The sequence below is a fragment of the Lactococcus ileimucosae genome, from assembly GCF_943193185.1.
GTDB classification, from domain to species: domain Bacteria; phylum Bacillota; class Bacilli; order Lactobacillales; family Streptococcaceae; genus Lactococcus; species Lactococcus ileimucosae.
In genome coordinates, this window is sequence record NZ_CALPDE010000026.1 from 1 (window position 1) to 24,676 (window position 24,676).

Here is a 24,676-nt window from a genome sequence, read left to right on the forward strand (position 1 = left end):
TTGTCAAGAATAAAATAACCTTTTCCTCCTCTTTTTTTAAGATCGGCCGGTTTAAGCCCGCTGTTGTCGCGTTTCTATAGGTGAAAAAAAGACACATCAGTGCCTTTTTTTGTTTTTTAATTAAAAAAGTTCTTCAAAGAGACTCAGCTGATTATCCTCTGGCATTCCATCCAGTATTCCCAGAGATTTCATATTATCAACTATAGATTGAGATAGGCCGCCTCGTTTACGAAGCTCCATGATACTTAAAAATTCACCATCTTTCCGGGCTTCAACCAGTTGTTTCGCAACGTTTTCTCCCAGACTGTCCATCGTAACAAACGGTGGAATGAGTGTATCTCCATCAATAACAAATTCTGTGGCTTCACTGCGATAAAGGTCAATCTTGCCAAATTTATACCCGCGTTCAAGCATCTCATTGCAGAGTTCTAAAGTTGTCAGCAAAGATACTTCAGTATTTGTCGCATCAAATCCTTTATCTCGAATTTCTTTCATCTTGGCCTTCACTGCCTCTAAGCCAGCTCCCATGGTCGCTATATCAAATGTAGTGGCACGAATAGAGAACCACGCACAATAGTACAGAATTGGTTTATGTACCTTGAAATAGGCGACGCGAAGTGCCATCATAATGTAGGCTGCCGCATGGGCTTTTGGAAACATGTATTTGATTTTTGAGCAAGACTCGATATACCAATCGGGTACACCATGCTCTCGCATTGCTTTAATATATGTTTCGCGTTCTTCTGCTCCAATTTTACTCCACATTCCCTTGCGGACACGCTCCATGATGTTGAAGGCCATGGACTCCTCTAAGCCAGAGTGAATCAGATAGACCATGATGTCATCTCGACAGCCAATCACACTGGATAAATCAGCAATTCCTGAACGAATCAGCTCTTGAGCGTTTCCTGCCCATACATCCGTACCATGTGAAAGACCAGAAATCTGTAATAAATCAGCAAAAGATTTTGGCTTAGCTTCAGCAATCATATTCATGGAAGTAAAAGTCCCCATTTCAGGAATACCTAGAGTTCCTAACTTGGCGCCAAGTTGTTCTTCGGTAATCCCCAGTGACTCAGTTCCTGTAAATAGTTTCATCACTTCTTTATCATCCATTGGAATGTCTTGTGGAACAATCCCTGATAAACTTTGAAGTTTTCGAATCATTGTCGGATCATCATGTCCAAGAATATCTAGTTTTAAGATATTATCATGAATGGCATGAAAGTCAAAGTGTGTCGTCTGCCACTCTGCTCGCGTGTCATCTGCAGGATATTGAACCGGTGTAAAGTCATAAACATCCATATAATTAGGGATTACAATGATTCCACCTGGATGCTGTCCTGTTGTCCGTTTTACTCCCGTCGAGGTCATCGCTAGTCGATCAATTTCAGCATTGCTATAAAACTGATTATAGTCTCGCTCATAGCCCTTGACAAAACCAAAAGCCGTTTTTTCAGCAACCGTACCAATCGTTCCCGCCCGGAAAGCATAGTCTTCTCCGAAAATATCTCGAACATCTAAGTGAGCTAAAGGTTGGTCATCACCCGAGAAATTCAAATCAATATCGGGAACCTTGTCTCCTTTGAATCCGAGGAAGGTTTCAAAAGGAATATCATGGCCATCCTTGATTAATTTATGGTTACACTTTGGGCAATTCTTATCCGGCATATCGTAACCCGAACCATAGCTGCCGTCATCATAGCATTCAAAATACTGGCATTCTGGACAGCGATAATGTGGCGCAAGGGGATTGACCTCCGTGATTCCAATCATGGTTGCGACAAGTGAGGAACCAACAGAACCTCGGGACCCCACTATATAGCCCCGCTCATTTGAACGGCGCACAAGCTCTTGGGAAATAATATAGACCACTGAAAAACCATTACCTATAATCGAGCGTAATTCTTTTTCTAAACGTGCATCAACAATGTCTGGCAAGGGATTTCCATACCATTCATGGGCTTTCTCATAAGTCAGACGGGTAATACGCTCCTCCGAGCTTTCTCCTCCCTCAAATGTCATCTTTGGTGTATAGAGATCTTCCCTTACAGGAGTTAACTCCTCAAACTGTTCTTCCATTTTTTGAGTGTTTGTGATAACAATTTCACGCGCTATTTCCTCATCTAAAAAGCTGAATGCTTCCAGCATTTCATCTGTCGTGCGGAAGTGTGCTTCTGGTAGTGGTAGAGGCTTTGCATGTTCACCATGTCCTTGTGTCCAGTTTATTTCCGACCCTTGTCCAAGTGAACGAACAATAATCTCACGATTGATTGCTTCTTCTGGGTTTATATAGTGCACATCTCCTGTTGCTAAAACAGGTTTCCCCAGTTTTTTCCCAAGTTTTATTAGGTCCTTAAGTGCTTGATGCAGTTCTTTTTCATTTTTGAAACTTCCACCAACGACAAGCGACTGATAAAGTGCCGGAGGCATTACCTCAATAAAATCATAGAACTTCGCAATTTCTAGAGCTTCTTCAAAGGTTTTATTCGTTATTGCTTCAAAAACTTCGCCTGATTTGCAGGCTGATCCTACAATAATGCCTTCTCTGTGCTCCTGTAAAACAGAACGCGGAATACGTGGAACACCAGATAAATATTTAACATTTGAGAAGCTTACCAGCTTAAACAAATTTTTCAAACCAATTTGACTTTGAGCATAGAGTGTTACGTGTTTTGGTCGAACCTTCTTATAAGAATCTTCCGCAACCAGCTTGTCATTTAGGTCCAGAAGTGATGTCCATCCATGACGTTCACGCACTTCATTAAGAAAAACAAACAAAAGCCTTCCAGTCGCTTCAGCATCATAGTTAGCCATGTGGTGGTGCTCCAAAGCAATCTGGAATTTCTTGGTCAGCTGTCCCAAACCAAAACGTTTCATCCAAGGATAAAGATTACGCGCAAATTCTAATGTATCAATTACCGGCTGTGTAATGATAGGTAAACCATTTCTCTGATAATTCATATTCATGAAGCCCACGTCAAAGGTGGCATTATGGGCGACTAAGATACTGCCTTCACAAAACTCTTGAAATGATTTTAAGACCTCATATAGTGGTTTAGCATTTTTCAAATGATCTTGTGTGATACCTGTCAGCTCTGTTGTGAAATTACTGATAGGATAGCCAGGGTTAATAAATTCATCAAACTCAGCAATGGGGTTTCCCTTATGCATTTTAGTTCCAGCAATCTGAATCAGATCATTATGTACAGCTGACAGACCTGTTGTTTCCACGTCGAAGACGACATAAGTTGATTCATACATGTTCACGTCTTCTTCATTGTAAACAATCGGAATCTTGTCCTCCACAAGATTTGCTTCTACACCATAAATAATTTTTATGCCATGTTTTTTTCCAGCTTGGTACGCTTCTGGATAAGCTTGCAGCCCCGCATGGTCTGTAATGGCAATCGCTCTATGACCAAATTTAGCTGCCTGAGCAACAAGTTTGCTGGCCGATGGCATCGCATCCATGGTCGACATGTTTGTGTGACTATGAAATTCAACTCGCTTGTCTTCAGCCGCCACCTTGTCTTCTCGAACCCTTTGAGTTGGAATTTCTTGCAAGTCATTCATTTGCAAGATAAGATCTTTTTTGTATTCATCATGCTTTACAACACCACGAACACGGGCCCAAATCCCGGTCAATTGTTTCGCAAGCGCAATTTCTTCATCGTCTCTTACCCATCTTGAAATATAGAAACTTGATGTATAGTCTGTCATTTCAAGCTCGAGCAAGTGGCTAACATTTCCTGTTTTTCGCGATTTTATCTCCCGCAGTTCACTTTTAAAAATATAGCCTTCAAAGACAACTGGACCCCGGGTTGAAAATTCGCTCACTGAACGCATTGGTGTGATTGGCTCGGAGTTTTTTATTTCACGACCGATTTGAATTTTATCAGACTTCACAGCATTAATCTGAGAAGCAATCTTGCTACAGTCTTCTTTCTTTGCAATTTCAACAGCATCACTTACTGTCATCACCAAATCATCTTTATAAATATCATGAGCAATATTCCCACGTACACGTAGCCAGATGCCTTGCTCAAACTGAATGCTTCCCTCCTCACTCATGTTTGCTGCTTTGACCTTGTCAACAATCTTATCAAATTGAGAAATTTCATTCTCCTTGCGTCCCCATTTGATAACTTGAAAAACGGCTGTATCATCGGCAAGTTTCATCTCTAGGACATGATTGGTCTTGCCTGTACTATGGCTTGGGAATTCACGGTGGTGCGCCTCGAAAACATAACCTTCAAAGATGACTCCACTTCCCTCACCGGCAATGAAACTCATTGAGGTTACAGGACTGCTGCCGTTAATTTTACGACCAAATGAAACCCCTTCTGCTAGAGCTGTATCTATTTTTTCAGGCGCTTTTTCTGCTTTAGCCGTCATCTCATCAGAACGTATTTTTTTCAGTTCACTGATTTGATATTGTGAAGCAGACTCTGCTGCCAACATATTGCTTACCTTACGCTCATGCTCTTCACGATTTTCCTGTGTCAATGCCTCATCGACAACTGGGCGAATCGTGAGTGCTCCAAAACCAAAGGCTTTAAACTTTTCCTCTAAAATCGGAAAATCTTTTTTTACAAAATGGTCCAGTTGTGGATTATCTTCAACCAGAAGATTAATCTGCACTCCCCGTTGCTCCATACGATATTTTTTAAAAATGTTGGCAAAGGCTGTATCAGAAAGTCCTGGCAAAGTTAATGCAACTTGATAGTAATCATTGAGCACTTGTTCGTCAAATGCTGGCTCTTTTACATCTATCGAAAGTTCTGTTTCAGCGATATTTGAAAAAGCGGACTCAATTAATCCAGACAAAATCTTCCATTGTTCAACCGGTATAATTTTTTCAAACTTCAATTGAAATTTCCAAAGTTTACGCTCCGTATGTACCTCTACATTCTCGATTTCTGCAGTTGAAAAAAGAGCCGATTCGCGAATTTGGCTTGGCATTTTTATCTGTTCCATCAATTTTTCAAAAAGATTTTCCATATTTTCTCCGCATATCTCTATTTTTTCTGTATCCTTCATTATAACAAAAAAGCAACATCTCTGCTTTTTATCGGAATTTATCATGAAATCAAAAAGACTGAAAATGATGTCAGCCTTTTTAATTTTAGAAAAAACACGTAGATTTCACTTCGAAACATTAGCCTTTCGCCCTAGGATAGCAAAAAGTACTCCAAAGATAAGAGCAGGAAGAGCAAAACTTAACAAGTCTGTAGCTAGAGTGTCGGGAAAATCAAAGCCAGAAACAAACATGTGGTTGAAAAGCTGACTGAAAAAATGGGTGAGCAATAAGAATGATAAAAAAATTAACTTTAGGGTGTCATTTTTCCGAGATCCAAACATAAGGACTGCTATCAAAAAAAGACCAGAAATGGCTAGACTTAATAATTCTGTCGTCAGATTGAGGGGAAATTCGAGGAAAGCCACAAGCCCCCATTGCACAAATCTACTTAAAAAATTTGTGCCTAGCATAAATGCTAAACCTAAGAAAAATAATTTCATAATGATACACCTAACCTTTATTAGATATTCTAAGTTCATTTTATTAAGAGCTTCTGGAGGAAAATAATAAAAATAATGCTAGCTATGTTCAATTGTGATTAGCCTCCCTTTCCCAAAAGGGATTTATTTTTAAGTTTTACCTACCAAAAGGTGGAAATAAACAAATTATTTCCCAGATACAGGCAAGAATTGATTTAGGTATTTTGCATCGCCTTGCAAGCTTCTCAGTATTAACTTTACTTTTTTCATGACAATCTTTGCTTATTGGCTTAATAGAATAAGAGGAACTTCCTCTAAAAAATTGTAACATAATCTTTTTCTTTCAAGAAAAGATATAAAAAAGATTGAGACAATTCCAATCTCAATCTTTTCATTTATACTTTAAAAACTTACCAGATAAAGTTTTAGAGGCTTAATCTGAGACATCTTATTTCGTCAAAATCTCAATCGTATTGATAAGTTCTTCTTTATTGATTTCGACAACTTCACCTGTTGCGCGAATTTTGACTTCAACGATGCCTTCGCTTGCTTTTTTACCGATTGTTACCCGAACAGGTAAGCCAATCAAATCGCTGTCGGCGAACTTGACTCCCGCACGTTCATTGCGGTCGTCCACAAGAACTTGATAGCCTTTACCACGAAGGGCTGTCTCCAATTCAGCAGTTACAGCCATCGCTTCTTCATCTTTCGTATTCACTGGAACCAGATGTATATCAAATGGAGCTAGTTCTTTAGGGAAATTAATTGACCAGCTGAACTTGTACTCCTCACGCGGTGTTTTTTCTACATAGATTCGCGCAAATTGTTCAAGAATAGCTGAAAGCATGCGGCTTACACCGATGCCATAGCATCCCATAACTATTGGTACGGCTTTACCATTTTGGTCAAGAATATTAGCTCCCATTGAATTAGAGTAGCGCGTTCCCAACTTAAAAATATGGCCGATTTCAATACCACGCGCAAACTTAAGTGTGCCACGTCCATCTGGTGATACCTCACCTTCATTGACGATACGCAAATCAACAAATTCATCTACTTCAAAATCACGCCCAAGATTAGCATTGCGATAATGGAAGCCGTCTTCGTTTGCGCCAACAATAGCATTCTTAACTACTTCAACTTCGCGATCAGCAATAATTTTAACGCCCTTAAGGCCAATTGGTCCAAGTGAGCCAAAGTGAGCGCCTGACAAACTTTCAACATCTGCTTCAGTTGCAGGCTCAATAACATTCGCTTCCAAGTAATTTTGCAACTTCACTTCATTAAGCTCATCATTTCCATGCATAAGAACAACGATGAGTTCTTCATCTGCACGGAAAACGAGTGTTTTGATGGTTTCAGCAACATCTGCTTCTAAAAATGCCGCAACTTCATCGATGGTCTTCGCACCAGGAGTAGCAACTTTTTCAAGCTCTAAAGTTTCTGTATAGCTAGCAATATTTTCAAACTTGTTTGTTGCCATTTCTAAATTGGCTGCATAATCACCACCCTCAGCATAAACGACCGTATCTTCACCGGCAACTAGCCATTTAGACAGTTCTTCTTTGATTTGCTCAATAACTGTGTTAGGGATTTCATCAATTGATTCGATTGAATTTCCAAGAACCAACCATTTTTCAAGATCTGTCCGATCGGCTGTAATAGCCATAAATTCCTGGCTGTCTTTACCACCCATCGCACCACCGTCACCAATGATTGCTTTGAAATCAAGACCTGCACGACTAAAAATGTTCTCATAAGCACGCTTGTAGTCACTGTAAGTTTCATCCAGACTTTCGTAGTCGGCATGGAAACTGTATCCATCCTTCATGATGAACTCACGTCCCCGGAGCAAACCATAACGTGGACGCTTTTCATCGCGATATTTCGATTGAATTTGGTAAACATTCAAGGGGAGCTTTTTATATGAAGTCACTTCGTCACGTACCAAAGCTGTCATCGTTTCTTCATGTGTCGGTCCCAAGATAAAATCTGAATGATCACGATTTTTAAGCTTATAGAGATCTTCCCCATAAGTATCATAACGTCCTGATTCGCGCCACAAATCCGCTGTCAAAAGAGCTGGAGCTAAAAGTTCGACAGCTCCGATATTTTCAAATTCTTCGCGCATGATTGTTTTAAGCTTTTCAAGAACTCGGTTTGCCAAGGGTAAGTAGGCATAAATACCGGCTGAGATTTGACGGACATAACCCGCACGAACTAAAAGAGCATGTGATATAACTTGCGCATCGCTTGGCATTTCACGAAGCGTTGGTATAAGCATTTTTGATTGTTTCATATTTTATTCCTTAAATTTTTCGTTTCTTATCTAATAAAGGCTCGGAGGATATCATTCCAAGTTACTGCAATCATTAGGAGAACCATGAAGACAAGGCCAATGAGAGTCAAAATTCCTTCTTTTTCCTGCGACAATGGTTTGCCACGTAGAGCTTCAATGATGTTCAGCACAATTTTTCCACCATCAAGAACAGGTATAGGAATGAGGTTTACAATTCCTAGGTTAATCGACAGCATTGCGAGCAAAGCAATGACAGAAGTTATCCCTTCTCGCGCGGCCTGTCCACTCAAATCATAAATGGCGACTGGTCCACCAAGTTTATCAAAGCTAGGTTGTGAAATGAGATTCCCTAAGGCTTTAAAAATGAGCGTCGCTGCATCAATCGCTCGCGTAAAGCCGCCTGTAATCTTGTCAACAAAGCCTGTTTTCAGCGAACGTGTAATGCCTATAAGGTATCTGTCTTCTACTTTTTCAGGTTTAACTTCTACAGTCTTATGCGTTCCTTCACGCTCAATGTCTAATGTAACTGTTTGTCCTTCATTTTCACTAATGCGTTGAGCAACCTCATTCCAGTCAGCGGTTTTGTGCCCATCAACAGCTTGGATTTTATCCTTAGCTTGCAAACCAGCTGTGTAAGCTGGTGTTCCGGGCTGAACTTGCCCAATCTCGTTTGTATTCGAAGGTACACCGCCCTGCATAAAAGTAATAATGATGAAGGCTATAATTCCTAAAATAAAATTGTTCAAAGGTCCTGCAAAATTCGTCAATATCTTGCCGATTACGCTGGCACTTTGGTATTGAACATCCAAAGGCGCAATACGAATTTCCGTACCATCCCCTTCAATAATTGTTGCATCATGGTCGACTGGATAACGGCGCGTTTCTCCAAAGACCTCTCCTTCAATAAAAAGTGCTTTTTCAAAATCATATTCCGTGATCAGCATAGGAACACTGTTTTCCAAGTTCACTCGGTCTGAAAGGTTTATTTTGACAACCTGATCTTCCACAAGCATCAGAGATGCAGGAGTTCCTTTTTTAATTTCTGTTGTGTCATCACCCCAGCCGGCCATACGAACGTAACCACCAAGAGGAAGTATACGAACACTATAAAAAGTACCATCTTTGGCTTGGTGCGCAAAAATTTTCGGCCCCATTCCAATTGAAAACTCGCGAACTAAAATTCCCGCGCGCTTCGCAAAGAAAAGATGCCCGTACTCATGTACAACAACAATAATGCCAAAGACAATGATGAATGTTATCAGTGTTTGAATCAATAACGTTCCTCCCTTAATATTCTGAATTCATATCCTCTTCTGAAGCTCCTCGTTTCAGAAGCTACTTGTATTTTTATCTTCCCTAAAATAAAACTCTCCCTAACACTATATTTTACCTAAAGCGTAATAAAATGTGAAATAAGAGTGTTTTTAATCTATGGACTTCTTATTTGACTGCCTTAAAACAAGCCTAGCAAATGCATGACTGGAAAGACAAATATCAAGTTATCAAAACGATCAAGTACACCACCATGACCTGGCAAAAGTTTTCCCGAGTCTTTAACTCCATAATGCCGTTTAATACTTGATTCTACCAAATCACCGATTTGTCCGACGATGGAAAAGACAATTGTGAAAAGGATAAGTTTTACAAAACCAATTTGCGGGAGTTCATTTTTATAAAAAATGAACATGATAATCGTAACAACTACGGCTGAAAAGATGCCTCCAACAGAACCTTCCACTGTCTTATTAGGTGAAACATCTGGAATCAATTTACGTTTTCCAATTGATTTTCCAACAAAGTAAGCGCCTATATCTGTAGACCAAACAATGAATAAGGCCAGAAAGACTACTGCCAAGCCACTTTCGCGTGCCAGAAGCAAGCTTTGAAAACCCATTCCTACATAAAATGCCGAAAGAAAGGGAAAACCAATATCCTCAAAACTGTAAGAGCCTTTTGAAAAAACCATCGCTGTCAACATCGCAAAAAGGCAAACCATGAAGAGCAGGATACTGCCTTCAACACCCATTCCAAAGAAATATCTACCTATAGGTAGTGACAAGCAAAGGGCAGCCATTGTTGACAAAATGCCTTCAAAAGACATGAGCTGAAGCTTATGCATCTTGAATAGTTCATTCATAGCTATAATGACCAACAAAGCTATTAAAATCTGGAAAAAGCCTCCTCCTATTAACATGAGACCTATAAAAACGGCTCCTCCGATAATAGCGGTGATTGTACGCTTTATCATTTCACTCCTCCATATCTGCGATCACGTTTTTGAAACTCTAAAATAGCGGCATCCAACGCTGCTTCATCAAAATCCGGCCAAGCTGTGTCTGTAAAATAGAGTTCACTATATGCAGCTTGCCATGGTAAAAAGTTAGACAAGCGTAATTCTCCTGACGTCCGTATAATCAAATCTGGATCTCGTAAGTCTTTGGGTAAAATTGACGTCTGCAAGTAATCAGAAAGTTCTTCTTCAGTAATTTTTGACAAATTTTTCCCACTTTTGGCTAAATTTTGAACGGCTAGTAAAATATCACGCCGTCCACCATAATTCATGGCAAAGTTGAGAATCATACCCGTATTATTGGATGTTTCGGCCGCCGCTCTATCAATTGAATTTAAAGTAGCTTTTGGCAAGCCTTCACGTTCGCCAATCATCCGAATCTGTATATTTTCTTCATTAAGGATTGGAAGATATTTGCTGTAAAAATCAATGGGCAAACTCATGATAAATTTGATTTCATCCATGGGCCGAGACCAATTTTCTGTTGAAAAAGCATAGACCGTCATTACTTTTACGCCACGGTGCTGTCCATGAATAGCTGCCGTTTTTAATGCATCCATTCCAGCTTTGTGACCAAAAATCCTTGGTTTTCCTTGACTTTTAGCCCAACGACCATTTCCATCCATAATTATTCCAATATGCTGTGGTACTGGAATTTGCTCTTGCGAGTTATTTTTTAAGTTATTAAACATAGCACCTCACAGTCAGTATCCCCATTTTATCATATTTTAAAGAAAAACACAGAGAAATTCGATATACACCGCCCTAGATGGGCTCTCTCAAAGCTTTTTTCTGCTTCATGCTTTTTACATATAAATATGAAGTATTTTAGAAAAAGAAAAAACCCACCCAAAATCTTGATAGGTTTTCAAACGCTTCTTTCCTTGCTTATTCTTCGACTGGGTTGTCTTCTTTTACTGTTTCTTCAACAACTGTTGTTTCTGAAACAACTGGCGCTTCAACTGTGTTATTTTTTACTGTTTTAACAGCTGCACGGTCAAAAGTCAAAATAACCCCTTCACAGTCCAACTCGATTGTAGCATCTGCTTCATTGATACTGCTCAAAACACCGTGTAAACCACCGATAGTTACAATTTCTGCACCAATAACCATTGAATTCAATTGTTCTTGACGCTGCTGTTGGGCTTTCTTTTGGCTACGATTCATGAAGAACATCATCCCACCTACAACAACAACCATAAAGATCAAAGACATAACATTCATTTATTAATTTCTCCTTTAAAAACATCGATTATCCACAGACAATAGGACCATTATAGCACATTTTATAAGGGCTGTCTATAAATATTTTCCTGCTTCTTGTACAGATAGAGAAGACAGCTTTCCCTCATGTTCCTCAAAAAATCTCCTCACCCATTTGGGGATTTGTTTTAAAATAATCTCTTAATGCCCAACCAAAACGCCTTATTATAAAATTTCATGCATCCATAAGTGATTAAGGACGACTTCTCCGAAGCGTTCCGAATCTGTTTCCGCCTTTAAACCACGTTGACAACTAATAGCGATACAACGCATCCAGAATTTCTCATCCTTGGACCCAATCTAAAGTATTTTGTTTAATGTCTTTCCTCATCAGCATGAACGCGAAATTCTTCAATGTTTTTCATTTGTGATAAGCACTCCCTCTGTTAATCATTTGTGCGCGATAAATTTGTTCCATCAAAACAAGCCGCATCAGTTGGTGAGGTAAAGTAAAGCGTCCAAAGGAAACTTGTAAGTCACTTCTCTTATAAACAGCATCCGATAGTCCCAAAGAACCTCCTATAACTAAGACCAAGTGGCGCGTTCCATAAATTTCACAATTTTTGACAAAAGTCGCCAAGTCTTCACTTGTCATTAATTTGCCTTGAATAGCAAGAATCACCAACTTATCTCCATCATTTATGCGGGCAAGAATTTTTTCACCTTCTCTATTTTTTATTGCTTCCTTTTCTTTATCTGATGGATTATCGGGGATTTTTTCGTCAGTTAACTCAATGATTTCAACAGGTGCCATTGTGCGCATTCTTTTTTGATATTCAGCGACACCTTCCCTTAGATAATTTTCTTTAAGCTTTCCTACAACGATTAATTTTATTTTCATTCCTTTATTTTATCTTTTTCCCCAATTGAAAGCAAAATGAAAGCCATATTTATCAACATTTTTTATACTTTTTCCACATTTCTGTGGAAAAGTTGTGAATTTTATTCACTTGTTCACAGTTCTCCCCGACTTTTTCACAGATTTGTGGAAAACTTTCTCTTATATTTCCTTTTTATCCGCTTTTGAGGTATCATTATGTATGTGAGTATCCCTCAATTCATACATGTAATATTAAAGATTATTTAAGGAATATGCATTATACTTGTGTATAAATATTTCTTACTGGAAAAGGAGAAACTTCTATTATGGAGAAAAAAAATATCACTTCATTACTCATTACTGGCGTGGCTGGAGGAGCTATCGCCCTTGGAGGAAGTGCCATTTATCAAAACATGACCAACACATCGACGGCAAATAACAATACCAATAGCTCTGTGAACACGGTTAATGTCCAAGTCAATACTGATACAACTAAAGCAATTAAAAAGATTTCAAATACTGTTGTCTCTGTTTTAAATTATCAAAAATCATCTTCAAATAGTGATTTAGAACGTATTTTTGGCAATGAGAACAACAATAACAATAATGATAGTAATAATCCACAACTTGCAGGCGAAGGCTCTGGTGTCATTTATAAAAAAGATGGCAATACAGCTTACGTTGTAACAAACTATCACGTAATTGAAGGCGCTTCTTCTCTAGAAGTACTCATGGCTGGCGGTCAAAAAGTAACTGCTGAAGTTGTGGGATCAGATGCATATTCTGACTTGGCTGTTCTCAAGATTGATGCTAAATACGTCAAAGAAACAGCAACCTTTGGTAATTCTGATAAGCTTACCGTCGGTGAGCCTGCTATAGCAGTCGGTTCTCCCCTTGGAAGTGAATATGCTAACTCAGCAACTGAAGGTATCGTTTCAAGTCTTAATCGCAATGTTGTTCTTCAAAATAATCAAGGACAAACAATTAATGTCAATGCTATTCAAACAGATGCAGCAATCAACCCAGGTAACTCTGGTGGTGCGCTCATCAACATTCAAGGACAAGTCATTGGAATTACATCAAGTAAGATTACCTCAACTCCAAGTGGTACAAGCAGTAACGGTGTTTCCGTAGAAGGGATGGGCTTTGCTATTCCTGCAAATGATGTTGTAAATATTATCAACAAGTTGGAGAAAGATGGCAAAGTGATTCGACCTGCTCTGGGTGTCCAGATGGTCAACTTATCTAGTCTTTCACAAAATATGCTGGCTTCACTTAATCTTCCTGAAAATGTGACAAGTGGGGTAGCTATAGCTGAAGTTCAATCAGGAATGCCAGCAGCTAAGGCTGGACTTAAGAAGGGAGATGTTATCGTCAAAATTAACGATGATGAAGTAACCTCAAGTGTAAACCTCCAAAGCACACTCTACAAGTCCTCAATCGGAGATACGATTAAAGTTACTTACTATCGTGACGGGAAACAAGCTACCGCTAACATCAAGCTTGATAAGACAAACAGTGATATCAACTTTGACAAACAAAACTAAAAGATTACATCCCCTTGAAAAAGGGGATTTTTTGATAAGTAATTATAACGAATATTTATTTTTTGTCAATAAAATTGTGGTAAAATAGGTTTAATCATGAAAATTTTACTTTACTTAGAAGCCGAACAAATTTTGAGCCGCTCAGGAATTGGACGTGCAATGAAACATCAACAAAGAGCTTTGGATTTGATGCAGATAGACTGGACTCAAAACCCTAACGAGGATTATGATATCTTGCATCTCAATACATATGGACCTCAAAGCTGGCGTATGCTCAAGAAAGCAAAAAAAGCTGGCAAGAAGGTCATCTTTCACGGGCATTCCACTGAAGAAGATTTCCGTGATTCTTTCCTTGGTTCTAACTTGGTATCTCCTTTGTTTAAACGTCATCTGATGCGTTTTTATCGGAAGGCTGATTTGGTCATTACACCTACCAAATATTCTGCTGGTCTTTTACGTGGCTATGGTCTCACCTGCCCCATCATCCCTATCTCTAATGGTATAGATTTAAGTAAATATCAAGCCAGCCCAGAAAAAGAGAAAGCTTTTCGTCAATATTTTAATATTGAAGACCAGCAAAAAGTTGTCATATGTGCAGGGCTTTACTTCAAACGCAAAGGTATTGATGACTTTGTAAGAGTGGCCGAAAAGATGCCAGATGTAAAATTTATATGGTTTGGCTATCAGAACCTTTGGACTGTACCTGGTTGGATACGTCGTTTAGTCAAAAAAAATCATCCTACAAATGTCCTTTTCCCCGGTTACATCAAGGGAGATATTTACGAGGGGGCAATGACTTCTGCTTCTGCTTTTTTCTTCCCCTCTCGTGAGGAAACCGAAGGGATTGTTGTTCTGGAAGCCTTAGCAAGTCATCAAAATGTTGTCGTGCGCGATATTCCTGTCTACAAGGGATGGCTTGACAATGCAGCAGCGAGTATGGGAACAGATGTTGACAGCTTCGTAGCTGCATTGCAAAAAGTATTGGATGGAAAAGTTAACAAAATAGAAAAAGGCTATCAAGTCGCACAGTCACGCGCCATTGAACATGTCGCTGCTGAATTAGAGGCTGCTTATCGCCAAACTTTGGAGTTATAAAATAAAAAATTATGAGAATTGGAATTTTTACAGACAGCTATTTTCCACAAATTAGTGGCGTAGCAACAAGTATTCAAAGCTTAACTATTGAGTTAGAAAAACTCGGACATCAGGTTTTTATCTTTACCACAACAGATCCGCATGCTGACGTAGATCATGAACCTGAGAATATCATTCGCTTCCAAAGTGTTCCATTTGTTTCACTTGCCGAACGTAAGGTGGTTATCAAGGGTGTTTTTGCTGCCTATCAAATCGCTAGGACCTACCAACTTGATATTATCCATACTCAGACTGAATTTGGAATGGGGCTCTTAGGGAAAATGGTCGCACAGCAGCTTCAAATCCCTGTCATTCATACCTTACATACGAAATATGAAGACTATGTGCATTATATTGCTAAAGGTCGCTTGATTCGTCCAAGTATGGTTAAATACATTATCAGAAACTTTTTACGTGGAAGTGAAGCCATTATTTGCCCAAGCCAAATGGTGTTGGATACCGTGAATAGTTATGGTATTAGCCTACCTAAACGCGTTATTCCCACAGGAATTGATCTATCTCGCTTTAAACGAGACGAAATTACCCTGGACGAAATCCAAGACTTGCGTCACAGCTTAGGTCTGGCAGATAATGAAACGATGCTCCTCAGTCTATCCCGTGTTGCTGCTGAAAAGAACATACAAGCGGTCGTTGCATCCATGCCACAACTTATAGAAAAAATAGCCATAAAGTTAGTCATTGTAGGAGATGGTCCTTATATGAAAAACCTACAGGAGCAAGTGGCAGAGCTTAACATAGAGGACTATGTTGTCTTCACAGGAGCTGTAGAAAATAAAAAAACCGCTTATTATTACAAAGCAGCAGACTTTTTCATTTCTGCTTCTACTTCTGAAACACAGGGCTTGACTTATCTTGAAGCTCTGGCTGCAGGGACGCGTGTATTAGCAACTGTCAACCCTTACCTTACACAGCTTATTGATGACAAAGAATTTGGCCGTCTCTTTGCCTCAGACGAAGATATTGCCGACACAGTCTTGGCTGCTGTAAACGAAAGTCAAGAACTTAATAAAGAAAAGTTTAATAAAAAATTGTACGAAATTTCTGCAGAAAATTTTGCTCAACAAGTTTATAATTTCTATCAAGACACTATCGTTGAATATCAAGCGCGGAAAAATTCCGAACATTTTTTAGACGAATTTGACATTGCTGCCCAAAAGTGGTCAAGACAAATGAAACGTTCTTTTCATCGCGAGAAAATTCGTGCACGATATTTAACAAGAAAAGCGACTAAACTCGCTAAAAATTTACAAAATTATGTTAAAATAGATAAAGAAAATATGAAATAAGGCTTGTGGGCAATCAAAACAGCCCTTAACATAGGCATTGGAGGAAATAATGAAATCACATTTGATAGCAATCATGGATCGTTTAAATCGTTTGATTGAAACGGCTGATCCAAAAGAAACTTACAACTTTGAACGCGAAGGTGAAGTTATTGCAACTGTAAGCTTCCTGCCAGAAGAAACTGCTTTTTCTATCAAATACCCAAAACAAAAAGATGTTGCTATCTTTGATGATATCGATCTTGTAGCAATTGAACTTTATGATATGATTTATTAAAATAAGAAGCCATTCACAGATGGCTTCTTATTTTTTATAATGTATTATACCATCATTCAAGCTTTTCCATAGTAAATTTCTTGAATTTCCGCCGTATAGTTTCCAGAGTCATCGTGGACGATCAAAGGAGGAAGGAAGATTTCTCCGCCTGGCTTTCCATCTTTAATGGCATCAATCAGTAATATATTCGCTGCTTGGTTAGCCTTGGGATAGACGAACTGGATGCGCTTAGGAACAAGGTGATTTTTTTTCATCTTGTCTATAATTTCAAAAAAGCGCTCCGGACGATGTACTAAAGCAAGATGTCCATTTGTTTTTAGAAGCCTCTTACTGGTTTCAAATATTTCATCCAAGTTCGTTGCCAACTCATGGCGTGCCAAGGTATAGTGATGGTTTTCATTAACATGGCTTTTATCATCTAATTTGAAATAAGGTGGATTACAAAAAATCAAATCTACTGAAGAGGTCGTGATATAGTTTAAAGCTTTATTTAAATTATCGTTAATGACAGTTATCTGCCCGTCTAGTCCATTAAGCTTAATGGACCGCTGTGTCATTTCCGCAAGGCGCTCCTGTATTTCAAGTTCTATGATCTGAGAATCTGTCATTGAACTAGCAAAAAGTCCAACAACGCCATTCCCTGCGCACATATCTACAATTTTCCCTTTCTTTGGCAAACGAGGAAAACGTGCGAGAAGAATGGCATCTATGGAAAATGAAAAAACGTCACGACTTTGTATTATTTGTACATCTGTTGCCGCGATTTGATCAATACGTTCACCGGCTTTTAATTCGATATCTGTCATACTTTTATTATACAATTTTCATATCTAAAATTCTCTATGAGGAAAACTGAAAAACCATAGCTGTACGTTCAGCCAATAAAAGCTCAAGTTTTTTATTCTTTTCTTGATATGTAAAACTTGATCTTGGACCAAAACCACCATATTTATTATCATCCGTATCAAATATCAATTCTGGCCTACTTGGCATGTAAAGACTAAGTTTTTGTTCTCTATTTGGATGGAAATTAAATACAAAGAGGAGTGTGCCCTTTCGATAGGCCAAAAGCTTGTCCTGATTTTTTATCCAGCACTGTTGTAGACTGCCGCCTTGTTTCAAAAATTTATGGTTATGCTCCAAAGCAATCATATCCTGATCAAATTTTAATAAATACTTAAAGCGTAAGTTTTCATTTTCTGACAAAGACCATTGACGGCGTGCATGCTGATAGCTCTCCTGATTTCCTTCTCTAGGAAAGTCTAACCATTCCGGATGACCAAATTCATTGCCCATAAAGTTAAGATAACCTTCACCTGCTAAACTAAAAGTAACCAGCCGTACAAGCTTATGCAAAGCAAGTGCACGATTAATAATCAATGAATCTGTATGGATATCCATGGAGTCATAAATGGCTTCATTAGCTAGCCACATCATCAAGGTTTTGTCGCCCACCAAAGCTTGGTCATGACTCTCCGCATAACCGATATTCTTCTCGCCCGGCCGGCGTGTTGTCAGTTCCCACCAAAGCTCCATGAGGTTCAGCTCTTCATCTGATTTTTCCTTAAACTGCTTAATCCAGTAGTCTGGAACCCCCATGGACAGCCGGTAATCAAAACCAATTCCTCCCTCAGAAATAGGAAGAGCCATCCCTGGCATTGCTGACATGTCTTCCGCAATCATTGTTGCGTTAGGATTAACTTGGCGAACAAGTTCATTGGCAAGCATCAAGTAAACGGCGGCTTCAATATCCGTATCCATAGAAAAATATTTGTCATAATTGTCAAAACTTGTTCCTAAGCCATGATGGTGATAGAGCATGCTGGTTACTCCGTCAAAGCGAAAACCGTCAAAATGATATGTTTCCAGCCAAAACTTCAAATTAGATAAGAGGAAATGAATGACCTCATCCTTACCATAATTAAAAAGTTTCGTGTTCCAAGCCTCGTGCTCACCTCGACTCCCTGCATGAAAGTATTGAGCGCTACTTCCATCAAAAAGATTCAAGCCATCACCCACATTTTTTACTGCATGTGAATGTACAACATCCAGTAGAACACGAAGCCCCATGCCATGGGCCGTATCTATCAATTCCATCAAGTCCTCTGGGCTACCAAAGCGACTCGATACTGCAAAAAAGTTTGAAACTTGGTAGCCAAAGCTAGCATAGAGCGGATGCTCCATAATGGCCATAAGCTGTATAGTGTTGTAACCAGCTTTTTTGATACGAGGCAGGACATCTGCTGTAAATTCTTTATAAGAATTTATCTTATATTCTTCACTCGAAATCCCGATGTGTGCCTCATAGATCAAGGGAGCTGTATCTTTTAAAACAGGAGACTTATGTTTAAATTCATACTTAGGTTCAACAATAACCCCATCCAATTCTAAGTATTCATTTTGAACAGCATACATAGCATAAGAAGGGACTCTATAGACCTCCGTACCATTGATAACAAGTTTAACCTTGACCTTAGAACCCAAGGGTAAACGACCTGGGACTGCGATTTCCCAAACTCCCCCATAGGCTGCTTTTAATTCATGCTGGCTGCCCTCCCATTCATTGAAGTCCCCAACTAAAAAAGCTTTTTCTGCATTCGGTGCCCATTCACGAAAAGTCCAATTGTGCCTTTCTTGTTGAAAGCCAAAATATTTATGCCCATTGGCAAAGTCCGACAGTCTCCCTTCCATTCCTAGCAATCTCTTTTTTGTTCTCGCAAATTCAAAAAGACGAAGAGACAAGTCTTCTTTGTAAGGTTCTAGGTATGGGTCGTATTGTAAAATGTTTAGCATGATGAGAAACCTCCCTTAATAACTGACACACTCTTCATTTATTTTACCATTTTTTTACACTGTATTATATTCTTGTGAGAGACTATTGATAGAAAAAATACAAAAAAGAGAGAACGGCAACTTCTCTCTTTAAAAATTCTTAGCATTTGGTTTATTATAGCCATACTTTTCGCAGAAGTCTTCACGGAATTCCAAAAGATTGTCATCCACAATAGCTTGGCGAACATTTGTCATCAGACTAATTAAGAAATACAAGTTGTGGTAACTTAAAAGACGGAGGCCAAATGTCTCATCCGCTTTGAATAAATGACGTAAGTAAGCGCGTGTGTAATTTGAGCAGCAATAGCAATCACACTCTGGATCAAGTGGTGTGAAATCAAGCTCATATTTGGCATTTTTAATGTTTACACGTCCAAAACTTGTCATTGCTGTCCCGTTACGCGCAATACGCGTTGGCAATACACAGTCAAACATGTCTACACCACGGATGACACCATCAATTAGACTATCTGGTGCACCAACTCCCATCAAATAACGCGGTTTGTCTTCTGGTAAAAGCGGTGTTGTAAAGTCAAGAACAGCGTTCATTTCGGCATGTGACTCACCCACAGCAAGCCCACCGATGGAATAGCCCGGAAAATCCATGCTGACAAGATCACGCGCAGATTGGCGACGTAAATCTTCAAATCCAGCACCTTGCACGATACCGAAAAGTCCTTGATCATGTGGGCGTTGATGCGCTTTTAGGCCTCGTTCTGCCCATCGGGATGTCCGTTCTACGGAAGCCTTGACATAGTCATACGGTTGATAGAAAGGCGGACACTCATCGAAACTCATCATAATATCGGAACCCAGATTATTTTGGATAGAAATAGCTTTTTCTGGATTGAGGAAAAGTTCACGGCCGTCAAGATGACTTTTAAACTTAACGCCCTCCTCGCTGATATTTTTCTTGTTTTGCACCAAAGAGTAGACTTGGAAGCCACCACTATCTGTTAAAATAGGCTGATCCCAATTCATAAATTTGTGCAAACCTCCTGCTTGAGCAACAAGCTCATCTCCTGGACGAAGCCATAAATGATAAGTATTGGCAAGAATAATTCCTGAACCCATCTCTTTGAGTTCTTCTGGGGATTGTGTCTTAACCGTTGCTTGCGTCCCTACAGGCATAAACATAGGTGTTGGAAAGGTCCCGTGTGGTGTTATAATTTCGCCGAGACGGGCACCTGTGTGTTTTTCTTTTTTTATTAGTCTGTATTTTATTGCATGTTCAGTCATGTAAACTCCTTTAAACTTCTACAAGTATACCAAAATTCTTTGATTTTTCCCAGCCAGTCTATGACTGCTTTTATCCGAAAGTTTTTGGTTGAGAAGCCTCATCTTTTATGGTATTCTAAGGGGTGGAGGATTCTATGATGTTTAAACATTTAAAAGAAAGAGCCAAGGATGCTCTGAGAGAAAACTTTGGTGCTAAGTTACGTCTGTTCTTAATCCCAATTTTTGGGGGAATTATCTCAATGAATATGACTTACCGATCAGACTATAATTCCAATATAGACACCGTCAATAATTTTGATACCAATGTTATAACAACAGGATTACTGCTTTCGTTGCTCTTGGCAATGCTTATTGGCTTCTTAATAGGGGCTTTGCTTTCTGTCATCATTGATGTCATCACTGTTGGTGCGCGTTTCAATTACATTAAAATCTATCGTGGTGAGCGCACAATCCCACGCTTTAAAAATGTCTTTGCTCCCTTTAAAGATGGCAGTTGGATAAAGATTTTTGTGCTTCACTTAGTGACTGCATTGCTTCTTGGTCTTCTAACTATCACAGTTATCGGTATTCCTTTTGCTATTTATCTTGGCCTGGGTTGGTCACAAAAAGATTACATTCTTTTTGACCAATTAGAGTCAGGTACTTATAATGGTATTTGGAGCGTGCTTAATGCTTCTTCCCAAGTAATGCGCGGTTCTCGTGGAAACTATTTCCTCTTCTTGTTGAGCTTTATCTTATGGTATATCCTCTCAGGTATTACCTTAGGTCTTGCAAAATTCTGGACAACTCCCTACATTGAAATGTCTACCATTGCTTATTATCAAGACTTAATTGACCCTAACAGAAAGACATATTAAAAAGAAGACAGACTGTTCTTCTTTTTTTCTAGCTTTCATATATAAAACGATGTGCTATAGCGAATAAGCAAATCACAATAATAAAAAGAACATGTTATGTTGATAGGAAACTCTACTTTCCGTCAAACATAAAGTTAGCTTCGCATATCAAAAAAATCATGCGGAAGACTGATTTTCACCTCTTTTTATGATGATATAATAAGTATATAAAAATCTAAGGAGTTTAAATCATAATGCTGTTCTTACTCATCATTCTCTTATGTACCTATCTCTTCCTCAAGGGATTTTTCAAATACATCCTTCCCCTCCTCATCTTCCTTTTCTTTGCAAAACTTTTCCTGGGAGGAATTCTCCTCTTCTTTAATACACACTTTCTTTTCAGCCTCGCAATCATCGCTTTCTTCATCTGGCTAATTAGTACTGTCAAGAAACAAAATTATTGATAAATCATAAAGACAACTTGTCATAGAGTAAGCTATTAAAAAATGGAATCACCTCAACCATGGTGGTTCCATTTTTGTAAAATTTGGGTAAATCATATTTTGCTGTCTCATAGAAAAAATTTATTTCGCTTCATACCAGCTATCACCTGTATTTTCATCAGCAAGCAATGGCACGTTGAGCTCTACAGCAGACTCCATCGTTTGTTTTACTAAGGCTTGAACATCTGCTAACTCCTCCTTGGGCACTTCAAGAATAATTTCATCATGAACTTGGAGTAATAATCTTGCTTTAAAATTTCCTTTTGTCAACGCACTGTCTAGATTAATCATAGCAATTTTGAGGATATCCCCGGCAGAACCTTGTATAGGAGCGTTAATTGCCTGCCGCTCGGCACCTTGCCGCACCATGAAATTACGATTATTAATTTCTGGCAGTTTACGCCGGCGGTTAAACATTGTACTGACATAACCTTTATCCTTTGCCTCACGTTTAGTTTCTCTAATATAGTTGGCTACACCAGGATAACGTTCAAAATAAGCACGAATCATATCAGCAGCCTCTTTATTAGAAATACTTAGACGCTTCGCTAGACCATACTCTGTTTCTCCATAAGAAATACCAAAGTTTACTGCTTTAGCATTACGGCGGTCGTTAGATGTAACATTTTCTGATTTATCTATTCCAAAAACACGCATAGCCGTACTGCTATGAATATCTGCGCCGTGATTAAAAGCACTGATTAGATGTTCATCCTTAGATATATGCGCCAAGACACGAAGTTCAATTTGTGAATAATCTGAACTTAATAAAACATTATTCTCATCAGCAACGAATGCTTTACGAATTAGACGACCTGCTTCTAGGCGGACAGGAATGTTTTGTAGGTTAGGTTCCACCGATGAAAGACGACCTGTTTGGGTCAAATCCTGAACATAGCGTGTATGAATACGCCCATCCTCTGCTATTTGTGGAATTAATCCTTGCACATAAGTGGATTGAATTTTTGAAATTTGACGGTATTCTAGTATTTTAGCAACTAACTCGTAATCTTGGGCTAAGTTTTCTAAGATGTCTGCAGCAGTTGAATAACCCGTTTTCGTTTTTTTACCATGAGGCATCTGTAATTTTTCAAAAAGAATAACTCCGAGCTGCTTTGGCGAATTGATGTTAAATTCTTCGCCTGCGAGTTCATAAATTTTTGCAGTTAAATCAGCAATCAATTTTTCATTTTCAGCTCCGATTTCTTCCAAAGTACTTACTTCCACTGCTATGCCTGCAATTTCCATTTTAGCCAAAACATTGGCCAGAGGAAGCTCCATTTCTGTGAGAAGACGGTATTGTTCATTTTCTTCAAGATTTTGAAGCATTACTTCTTTGGTAGAAGCCAAAATATGGATCTTACGCGCCAAATGCTTAAATAAAACATCATCTTTGGGAACACTGCGCTTAGCCCCTTTACCATATACCTCCTCATCTGTAGGCATAAAGTCATTTGCAAACAAACGTCCTATTGTTTCTACCTTATTATCTTCCGTTGTGGAAATCAGATATTTAGCCAACATACTGTCATACTTAGCAGGTGGTAGTTCAATACCTAAACGATGGAGCAGCACTTTATTTTTCTTAAAGTCATATGTATTTTCAGGAAAGGCGAAATTCTTCAATATTTCCGTATTTTTTGAAACAAAGATTTTCTCTTTATTTCCCCAAGCAAAGCCGATAATGTCCTCTTTATGATAATTCTCATTTAATATTTCAATATAAAAGAAATCTTCCTTTTCTACAGAAACTTCAGAGGGGTCCTCAATAACTTCAAAATTCAGCGCAAGCTCACCAGCTTCAGCTGTCTCAAGCTTTGCCTTAAATTGAGCAAATCCCATTTCATCATAGAAAGCCAAAAGTCCTGATGTATCCGCGGGTTTTATTCGCGTATCTGCAAGGTTAATCTCAATAGGAGCTTTCGTATCAATCGTTGCCAACGTTCGAGACAAATAAGCCATCTCACGATCAGCGATTAGATTGTCTTTCATCTTACTCTGCTTGAGAGAATCAATATTTGCATAAAGATTATCGATAGAACCCCATTCCTGAAGCAGCTTAAGCGCTGTTTTCTCACCAACCTTAGTTACACCTGGATAATTATCTGAGCTATCTCCCATCAAGCCTTTAAGATCGATAAATTGTTCCGGAGTTAGACCCATTTTTTCCATCAAATAAGTAGGCGTAAAGCTCTCAAACTCCGCCACACCTTTTTTGGAAATTTCAACAGTTGTATTTGAGTCCGCCAACTGAATCAAATCCTTATCGCCCGTAACAATCGTCACATCATAAGCACCAGCTTCAGGAAGTTCAGCCATTTTGTCCAGTGTACCAATAATATCATCAGCTTCATAATTTTTTAGTTCATAATGATTATAGCCAAGTTTTTCAATCAGCTCTTTAATGAAGGGAAGTTGCTCCCGGAATTCATCAGGCATTCGCGCCCGACCGTCTTTGTATGTAGAGAACATTTCTGTTCTAAAAGTAGTCTTTCCCGCATCAAAAGCAATCAAGACATGATCAGGTTCCAAACGTTCAACCAGATTATTAAGCATGAGATGAAAGGCATATATAGCATTGGTATGTAAACCACTTGGAGCCACGAAACGGTCTACTTGATTGTAGAGCGCAAAAAAAGCCCGAAATGCTAGGGAGGAACCGTCAATGAGCAGTAATTTATTTTTCTTGTTTTCCATAACTCCTATTATACCTCAAATTCATAAAAAAAAAGAAGCCTTAGCTTCCTTAGTTCACTTGGCATTTACCCTATCTCGCAGGGGGCAACCCCCAACTACATCCGGCGTAATAGGACTTAACTTCTGTGTTCGA

Annotated in this window: 16 protein-coding genes and 2 pseudogenes; 5 read left to right on the forward strand and 13 right to left on the reverse strand. The window is 38.9% G+C overall.

Annotation, left to right across the window (positions count from 1 at the left end):
* Positions 1-120: 120 nt before the first annotated feature.
* The 9 genes and pseudogenes from NFR51_RS09510 to rlmH all read right to left on the reverse strand — a co-directional run.
* A pseudogene (locus NFR51_RS09510) lies at positions 121-3,966 on the reverse strand (PolC-type DNA polymerase III); the annotation flags it as partial.
* A gap of 516 nt (positions 3,967-4,482) precedes the next feature.
* A pseudogene (locus NFR51_RS11080) lies at positions 4,483-5,088 on the reverse strand (PolC-type DNA polymerase III N-terminal domain-containing protein); the annotation flags it as partial.
* Positions 5,089-5,148: 60 nt separating this feature from the next.
* Complete coding sequence (locus NFR51_RS09515; protein ID WP_251713441.1) at positions 5,149-5,523, reverse strand: hypothetical protein; 375 nt, start codon at positions 5,521-5,523, stop codon at positions 5,149-5,151.
* A 427-nt stretch (positions 5,524-5,950) separates the two neighbouring features.
* Complete coding sequence (locus NFR51_RS09520; RefSeq protein WP_251713442.1) at positions 5,951-7,801, reverse strand: proline--tRNA ligase; 1,851 nt, start codon at positions 7,799-7,801, stop codon at positions 5,951-5,953.
* A 26-nt stretch (positions 7,802-7,827) separates the two neighbouring features.
* Positions 7,828-9,075 carry an RIP metalloprotease RseP gene (rseP, locus tag NFR51_RS09525; RefSeq protein WP_251713443.1) on the reverse strand — a complete coding sequence of 416 codons (1,248 nt, stop codon included), beginning with the start codon at positions 9,073-9,075 and terminating at the stop codon, positions 7,828-7,830.
* A 179-nt stretch (positions 9,076-9,254) separates the two neighbouring features.
* Positions 9,255-10,049: a phosphatidate cytidylyltransferase gene (locus NFR51_RS09530; protein ID WP_251713444.1), complete on the reverse strand. Its 795-nt coding sequence runs from the start codon at positions 10,047-10,049 to the stop codon at positions 9,255-9,257.
* Entirely contained in the window at positions 10,046-10,783 is a 738-nt protein-coding gene (gene uppS / locus NFR51_RS09535) for an undecaprenyl pyrophosphate synthase (protein ID WP_251713445.1), read from the reverse strand. The genes NFR51_RS09530 and uppS overlap by 4 nt, the downstream gene beginning before the upstream one ends.
* 196 nt (positions 10,784-10,979) lie before the next feature.
* The gene (gene yajC, locus NFR51_RS09540; RefSeq protein WP_251713446.1) at positions 10,980-11,315 is read right to left on the reverse strand and encodes a preprotein translocase subunit YajC; all 336 of its coding nucleotides are present in this window, start codon (positions 11,313-11,315) and stop codon (positions 10,980-10,982) included.
* A 400-nt stretch (positions 11,316-11,715) separates the two neighbouring features.
* Positions 11,716-12,195 carry a 23S rRNA (pseudouridine(1915)-N(3))-methyltransferase RlmH gene (gene rlmH / locus NFR51_RS09545; protein ID WP_251713447.1) on the reverse strand — a complete coding sequence of 160 codons (480 nt, stop codon included), beginning with the start codon at positions 12,193-12,195 and terminating at the stop codon, positions 11,716-11,718.
* Between the two features lie 305 nt (positions 12,196-12,500).
* On the opposite strand from rlmH, the gene NFR51_RS09550 reads away from it, so the two are divergent.
* The 4 genes from NFR51_RS09550 (at position 12,501) to NFR51_RS09565 (ending at position 16,436) form a co-directional block, all read left to right on the forward strand.
* Entirely contained in the window at positions 12,501-13,721 is a 1,221-nt protein-coding gene (locus NFR51_RS09550; RefSeq protein ID WP_251713448.1) for a S1C family serine protease, read from the forward strand.
* A 96-nt stretch (positions 13,722-13,817) separates the two neighbouring features.
* Complete coding sequence (locus NFR51_RS09555) at positions 13,818-14,816, forward strand: LTA glycolipid anchor biosynthesis glycosyltransferase, IagA/BgsA family (RefSeq protein ID WP_251713449.1); 999 nt, start codon at positions 13,818-13,820, stop codon at positions 14,814-14,816.
* An 11-nt stretch (positions 14,817-14,827) separates the two neighbouring features.
* A complete protein-coding gene (locus tag NFR51_RS09560) occupies positions 14,828-16,162 on the forward strand; it encodes a glycosyltransferase family 4 protein (protein WP_251713450.1) in 1,335 nt (444 codons plus the stop codon).
* Between the two features lie 49 nt (positions 16,163-16,211).
* Entirely contained in the window at positions 16,212-16,436 is a 225-nt protein-coding gene (locus NFR51_RS09565; protein WP_251423346.1) for a DUF1797 family protein, read from the forward strand.
* Between the two features lie 56 nt (positions 16,437-16,492).
* Here the strand turns inward: NFR51_RS09565 and NFR51_RS09570 are convergent, their stop codons facing one another.
* The 3 genes from NFR51_RS09570 to tgt all read right to left on the reverse strand — a co-directional run bounded on the left by NFR51_RS09570 (position 16,493) and on the right by tgt (position 20,507).
* Positions 16,493-17,242 carry a tRNA1(Val) (adenine(37)-N6)-methyltransferase gene (locus tag NFR51_RS09570; protein ID WP_251713451.1) on the reverse strand — a complete coding sequence of 250 codons (750 nt, stop codon included), beginning with the start codon at positions 17,240-17,242 and terminating at the stop codon, positions 16,493-16,495.
* A 34-nt stretch (positions 17,243-17,276) separates the two neighbouring features.
* Complete coding sequence (locus NFR51_RS09575; RefSeq protein WP_251713452.1) at positions 17,277-19,229, reverse strand: alpha-amylase family glycosyl hydrolase; 1,953 nt, start codon at positions 19,227-19,229, stop codon at positions 17,277-17,279.
* 129 nt (positions 19,230-19,358) lie between these two features.
* Positions 19,359-20,507, reverse strand: a complete 1,149-nt coding sequence (tgt, locus tag NFR51_RS09580) for a tRNA guanosine(34) transglycosylase Tgt (protein WP_251713453.1) — start codon at positions 20,505-20,507, stop codon at positions 19,359-19,361.
* Between the two features lie 134 nt (positions 20,508-20,641).
* Here tgt and NFR51_RS09585 point away from each other — a divergent pair, with 134 nt between their 5' ends.
* The gene (locus NFR51_RS09585; RefSeq protein WP_251713454.1) at positions 20,642-21,364 is read left to right on the forward strand and encodes a DUF975 family protein; all 723 of its coding nucleotides are present in this window, start codon (positions 20,642-20,644) and stop codon (positions 21,362-21,364) included.
* 563 nt (positions 21,365-21,927) lie between these two features.
* Here the strand turns inward: NFR51_RS09585 and polA are convergent.
* Positions 21,928-24,543, reverse strand: coding sequence for a DNA polymerase I (polA, locus tag NFR51_RS09590; protein ID WP_251713455.1), 2,616 nt, complete (start codon positions 24,541-24,543; stop codon positions 21,928-21,930).
* Positions 24,544-24,676 lie beyond the last annotated feature (133 nt).